The sequence below is a fragment of the Pseudoalteromonas sp. SR43-5 genome (assembly GCF_014163835.1).
Classification (GTDB): domain Bacteria; phylum Pseudomonadota; class Gammaproteobacteria; order Enterobacterales; family Alteromonadaceae; genus Pseudoalteromonas; species Pseudoalteromonas distincta.
In genome coordinates this window covers 1-5,485 of sequence record NZ_JACJEA010000058.1, presented here as the reverse complement: position 1 = coordinate 5,485, position 5,485 = coordinate 1, and the positions used below count along the sequence as shown (strand labels likewise).

Below are 5,485 nucleotides of genomic sequence, written 5' to 3'. Positions count from 1 at the left end.
TGCATGGCGTATGTCGATTTAAACCCCATTAGAGCCAAAATGGCTAACACCCCAGAGGAGTCAGACCATACCAGCATCAAACAACGCATAACACAGGCAAAAGAAAGCAAGCAACCAAAACAACTCCTGCGCTTTGCAGGTATGCCACGTCAAATTATGCCAAAAGGACTCCCGTTTGAGCTTAAATCGTACCTTGAACTTGTTGAGTTAACAGGACGTTGTATACGAGAAGACAAACGCGGTTATATTGAAAGTTCGCACTTACCCTTACTCGAAAGAGTGAATATATCCCCCGAAAACTGGTTAAAACTCACCACACAATTTACGCGTGTATTTCATGGTGCAGTAGGCAGGCCAAGTTCACAAGCAAGTTACTGTGAAAATTTAAACAGAAAGCGGCGAGCGAATATCAGTAATTGCAAAAAGCTTCTCGCATAAAACTTAATCAACTCTAGTAAAACTATTCAGTAATAAATCACAACTGCACCATGCAGTTATTTTTATGCGTGCAATTTAGGTTTAGGAGTGATGATTGCTTGTTCAATGAGCACTTTATGAATGATGATATAAAAAGAGATAAATGCTGAGTCAAAAAAGTAAATCTAACAATATAGTTTTGCTTGTTAAATTAGAGTGAGTGTCTAGTTTAGTTTTCACCTAAAGCTGAGCGACCAGATCCGTCTACATATCTACCACAATCATATATAGATGCACATATAGCCCAGTTTAACCAACAAGGTGCAGGTTTTATTTCTATTCAAAGTTGGATGCTAAACCCTGAATACCCCACGTTACCGCCAAGAAAGTTTGTAGGGCTTAAAAGTGAAATGGACGCTATTATCGCTAAATACACTCAATCAGGAAATGATTGGAGAATACTTAGAGATGAACTTAGTTTAGGCGAAAACACAGACTTAAGTAATGATGAAATTACGTATATTACAGTCGAACCTGGCGATGAGCGATTTAAGTATGATATTCCAAATGGTCGCGAAGGTGGTGCATACGATGGGGAATGGATCCCAGGAGGCAAAACCAAAGGCGGTATAACAGAGGCTGCGTTGATTAATTCCGAAACTGTTGTTCATAATAACAGTCTTGAAGAGCTCTCTAGTAATTTCGAAAGTACAGAAAAACTGCAATCCGATGAAGATGATAAAAAAATGGAGCTTCATAAGGTCGCATGTTTTAAGAAAAATGTAAAAGGTACAGAAGCAGAATATGATCGTCAATTGAAAGGCCAACAAGACGGCATTAATAATATGACAGTTAGAAAATATCTAGATAATCGTGAAGCTTACAAAAAAATAGGAAGAAAAGGTACAGGAGCAGCACAGAAAAAATCCAGGGATAGATTTAAAGATAAACTAACAGAAAAATATGAAAATGAATTACTTGAAAGCAATGAAGATCTCTTGGGTGATGAAGCTTTTCAAAAAGCGGAGGAGTTAGCGGCTCTTGATATGAAAACACTTAATGCGCTTCATAATCCTGATATGATTGCTGGTGGTAATGATTATAATGACGAATTACTTGACTTAGGTGATGCAAGTGTTAACCAATCAATTGGTTCCCAATGGAAAAATAAAGGGGTTAACGATATTGGAGATAAAGAGTCGTTGAGTCGAGTCGAAGCTATGGACGCTCAAGCTAAAAGTGCATTAGAAGAGTTGGGACCAGATGCAATGATGAATGTAAATTTACATAGGTGCAAATAAATGAATAAATTTTTCGATAACTTTTATAATTATAAAGGGTTTGGTCCAGCTATTAATTCAAGGCTACCAGATCAAGAAACACTTGATTTTTATAAAAATAGACTGCCAGAACGTTTAATAGAATACTGGAAAGAATATGGCTTCTGTGGGTGGGGAGATGGCATTTTTTGGCTAGTTAACCCTAGTGAGTACCATGACATTCTGCAAACGTGGTTGCAAGGAACTGAATTTGCTAAACGAGAAGAACAAGGTATCGATAGTTATTATGTTATTGGGCGAAGTGCGTTTGGGGATTTAATTGTTTGGGGTAACACATCTGGTCAGAGCATTGATATTAATTCAAATTTTGGAATGATTTTCCCAACCGATTACTCAGAGAAATTAAAAGAGCGAGGGGAGGAAAGAACAGTTGATTTATTTTTTGCTACCATGAGTAAGAATTCTTTAAATGAAAAAGACGTCGATGAGGAGCTATTGTTTGAAAGAGCCTGTAAAAAACTAGGTCCCTTAGAATTTGATGAAATGTATGCGTTCGTACCTGCATTGGCCTTAGGTGGCACAAACAAACTAGAAAATCTAAAAAAGGTAAAGGTTATTGAGCATTTAAACTTTTTAGCTGACTTAGGTGAAAAACGGGTAATGGCTGATATTGTTGCTATGTCAAATGAGTTACATAAAAAGTAGATATGATTTTACTAAGTTGCTAACTAGAAATATAAGTTGAGCAATTACACCTTTACAGTCATTGACTAAGAGATATTACATGACAAATTTATTTGAAGCTTCGATAAAAAAAAATGAAACAAATAGTTTTTTTCGCGGAGTAAAAAACTACTTTGTAAGAACCCCTGACTTTGACCAACATAATCATGGTGCAAACCTTGGCGGGCATGTTGAATCTTTTTTAAGAGCGAGTAATGATAACGCTGAAGTCTTCGATGAAGCTTTTATAAAGTTTTTGAAGTCTTTAGAAGTAACTAAAGAAGATTTGACGCATTTTATGGCCAATCTTTCAGCTTTTTTTGCTTTAAAAAATAGAGGTAGATTGGAAGGTTCAACGCTCTTTAGAAGCCTCAATAGCACCGAATCAAAATTAGTTAAAAGCTATTTAACACATATATCGAACACTAATATATATCTTACTGAAAAAGATAGGTTATATATACATGCAAATTTTATCTCTAAAAATGGTAACGATATTTTATTAAATACATTGAAAGAAATAGACAGGGGATAGGTTGAGCTTTCCATCTTTCACTAACTTATATTTAAATATTGAACGAGCTATATAAAAACTCTAAAAAGGATTTTATTGATGTCATCAATAAGAATAACTCAATCTGTTGGATTGGGCGGCGCTAACAGTTTAAACGATGTAAAAACGGTACAAACCGCGTTAAATAAATTACTGAAACTTATCCCGCCTACACAGGTTTTAATTGTCGATGGTCGATTAAACCCTCGCCCAGATAGCTCTAAAACTATTGCTGCTATTAAGTTGTTCCAAAGCAAAGTCTTAAACATGGCGCGGCCTGATGGAAAAATTAATGCTAACGATGCTACGTTTCGAAAAATTAATGAAAAGCTTGCCTTATATAACTCTCAAAAAGCAGGAATGAAAGATCCTCAACTTTTTTTGAACAATGTAATAAAACCAACGCTGTTAAAAATCGGTTTATCATCAAAAAAAGCAGAAATCTTATTGCTGGGTACAGCGATTCAAGAAAGTCGATTGAAGTATCGTCAACAACTAGGCGGTGGACCTGCTTTGAGTTATTTTCAGATAGAGCCTGCTACTCATGATGACATTTGGGATAATTACCTAAGTTACAGAGGAGAGTTAGCTTTAAAAGTTAAAAACTTAATGACTACTGAAGATAAGTTAAAAGAGCTAAAAGAGAATGATGCTTATGCATGCGCCATTGCTAGAATTCACTATTTAAGAGCGCCAGCTGCCTTACCTGAAGCTAATGATACTAATGCGCAGGCACAGTATTGGAAAACTTATTATAATACGCCACTTGGAAAGGGAACTGTGCAAGAGTTTATCCATAATTGGCAAACATATGGAGTAAGTATATGAACGTTTTTAAGGCCTTAATTTGTACTCTTCTACTAATGATAAGTCATACCGCTTTCGCGTCAGAATGCTTAAATATAAAAGTAACTAAGCCCATAAAAGTTGATGACAAAACAGGGCTATTGCAGTCATTGAAGTTTGAGCAAGTTAAATTACTCCACAAAGATAAGTCAGGTATTTGCTTGCCTACAAGGGATACCTACATTTTGTCTTTTAGTGAAGGGATCCCTTTTATTGCCACTCGATTAAAAGGTCACACGCCAGAAATAACATTGCTCGAAAAAGACAAAAATTATTATGCATTAATAAAGTTTTATGCAGGTAACAAATTGCAAGTACTAAAGGGATATCAAGTCATCAACTCAGAGCTATACGCACTCCCTAACTTCACTTTAAGTAGTAATGTAAGCAATATTAGTATTGATGAAGGGGTTATTAGCGTAAAGAATACTAAGTTAGTTGAAGAGCACTCCATTGATTCAGTTACGCTTTATAACTTTGATTTATCAGGTGTATCAGTTAAGCATTAAGTAATGTATTTTCCAAATAACTATAATATCGAACTATCAAGGGTATTTAAAAAGTATGATAAAAAGTAACCTTGGTAAGTTTTTTCTGATTACAGCCTTGTTTTTTATTGCACCGTGTAATGAAGCTCAAGGTGCTACGCAAGTTATATATAAATGTAATGCGGATGTACCTACACCTATTGAGCTGGTTATTAACTAAGTAGGGAATAAATTTCACTTAGCTGAATTTACTATAAATGTAGCCCCTGTTATTGATCTTGGATAAATGAAAATAGAGATTCCCTTAAACTAGCACGCACGCCAGCAGTTTGGTGTGACTAGCTTGGGTTTTTGAATATTATTAAGAATATTAAACATAAGGAAATACAGTGAATAAAATAAACACGGATGTAAATTATAGAACAATGGCCGGTAATGCTCGTTTGGTAATTATCGCAGAATCCAGTCATAGCCCTGTATCTTATAAATATGAGGCTATAAAGGCTCTAAAACAACTTAAAGCTGCGGGTTTCACTCATTTTGCGATGGAAATGTTACCTATAAAGATAAAAGAAAAAATAGATTTTTATCAACGTACTGGTAAAGGTTTTGATGTGATTTACAAACATTTTCGAGAAAATTGGTATTGGAATGGTGCTGCTAGCACAGGTTATGGTGAACTAGTTAAAGCTGCTAACTCTCTAGGTATGAAAATTATTCCGTTAGATATGCCTGTTGAGGTGATGGATAAAATTGATGGTAGGTGCAGTTGGGAGGACGCTGATGGTGGTTTATGTACTGATTCACATATTCAAAGAAATCAAATGTGGGCGAGTATACTAAGCAGTACTCTTAAAATTGAAAAAGGCTCCCGTATTGTTGCATTTATGCATCGGTATCATGCATTTAATGCTGGTAATAGGCATGTAGGTGTTGATTCTATTTTACTTAATTTAAAAATCAGTGGAATAAGTATAATTGACTATATTGGTGGGATGACCTGCAAAGATAGTGGAGTTTGTGAAGGTGAAGGCGACTTAAAAAAGCCGCTTAGAGCTGTCTCTTGATCACAAGTCTGACTCAAGAGATTTTGCTAAATCGTAGCCTTCCAGGATGGCTTGTAACTTAAGCCATCCTTGCCATAACACTTTCACAGATGCACGCCCTGTGCGCTTGGT

The 5,485-nt window shown here is 35.7% G+C and carries 8 protein-coding genes; all 8 read left to right on the top strand.

Annotation, left to right across the window (positions count from 1 at the left end; genetic code table 11):
* The coding region (locus H5090_RS20320; protein ID WP_259395149.1) for a hypothetical protein at window positions 1–438 on the top strand (438 nt) is incomplete at its 5' end.
* Window positions 439–767: 329 nt separating this feature from the next.
* Window positions 768–1,718 (top strand): polymorphic toxin type 15 domain-containing protein, encoded by a 951-nt coding sequence (locus tag H5090_RS20950; RefSeq protein WP_259395148.1) that lies wholly within the window; start codon window positions 768–770, stop codon window positions 1,716–1,718.
* Window positions 1,719–2,402, top strand: coding sequence for a GAD-like domain-containing protein (locus tag H5090_RS20310; protein WP_182696599.1), 684 nt, complete (start codon window positions 1,719–1,721; stop codon window positions 2,400–2,402).
* Window positions 2,403–2,481: 79 nt separating this feature from the next.
* Window positions 2,482–2,955 carry a hypothetical protein gene (locus H5090_RS20305; protein WP_182696598.1) on the top strand — a complete coding sequence of 158 codons (474 nt, stop codon included), beginning with the start codon at window positions 2,482–2,484 and terminating at the stop codon, window positions 2,953–2,955.
* Between the two features lie 78 nt (window positions 2,956–3,033).
* On the top strand, window positions 3,034–3,801 hold the full coding sequence (locus H5090_RS20945; protein WP_259395147.1) for a peptidoglycan-binding protein: 768 nt from the start codon (window positions 3,034–3,036) through the stop codon (window positions 3,799–3,801).
* Window positions 3,798–4,328 carry a hypothetical protein gene (locus H5090_RS20295; protein WP_182696597.1) on the top strand — a complete coding sequence of 177 codons (531 nt, stop codon included), beginning with the start codon at window positions 3,798–3,800 and terminating at the stop codon, window positions 4,326–4,328. The genes H5090_RS20945 and H5090_RS20295 overlap by 4 nt, the downstream gene beginning before the upstream one ends.
* Window positions 4,329–4,383: 55 nt before the next feature.
* On the top strand, window positions 4,384–4,527 hold the full coding sequence (locus tag H5090_RS20290) for a hypothetical protein (RefSeq protein ID WP_182696596.1): 144 nt from the start codon (window positions 4,384–4,386) through the stop codon (window positions 4,525–4,527).
* 169 nt (window positions 4,528–4,696) lie between these two features.
* The gene (locus H5090_RS20285; protein WP_310736320.1) at window positions 4,697–5,374 is read left to right on the top strand and encodes a hypothetical protein; all 678 of its coding nucleotides are present in this window, start codon (window positions 4,697–4,699) and stop codon (window positions 5,372–5,374) included.
* The last annotated feature ends 111 nt before the right edge of the window (window positions 5,375–5,485 follow it).

Bases quoted from the DNA above. Each gene is read 5' to 3' on its own strand.
- H5090_RS20950 (WP_259395148.1), top strand. From the start codon at position 768: ATGCTAAACCCTGAATACCCCACGTTACCGCCAAGAAAGTTTGTAGGG.
- H5090_RS20310 (WP_182696599.1), top strand. From the start codon at position 1,719: ATGAATAAATTTTTCGATAACTTTTATAATTATAAAGGGTTTGGTCCA.
- H5090_RS20305 (WP_182696598.1), top strand. From the start codon at position 2,482: ATGACAAATTTATTTGAAGCTTCGATAAAAAAAAATGAAACAAATAGT.
- H5090_RS20945 (WP_259395147.1), top strand. From the start codon at position 3,034: ATGTCATCAATAAGAATAACTCAATCTGTTGGATTGGGCGGCGCTAAC.
- H5090_RS20295 (WP_182696597.1), top strand. From the start codon at position 3,798: ATGAACGTTTTTAAGGCCTTAATTTGTACTCTTCTACTAATGATAAGT.
- H5090_RS20290 (WP_182696596.1), top strand. From the start codon at position 4,384: ATGATAAAAAGTAACCTTGGTAAGTTTTTTCTGATTACAGCCTTGTTT.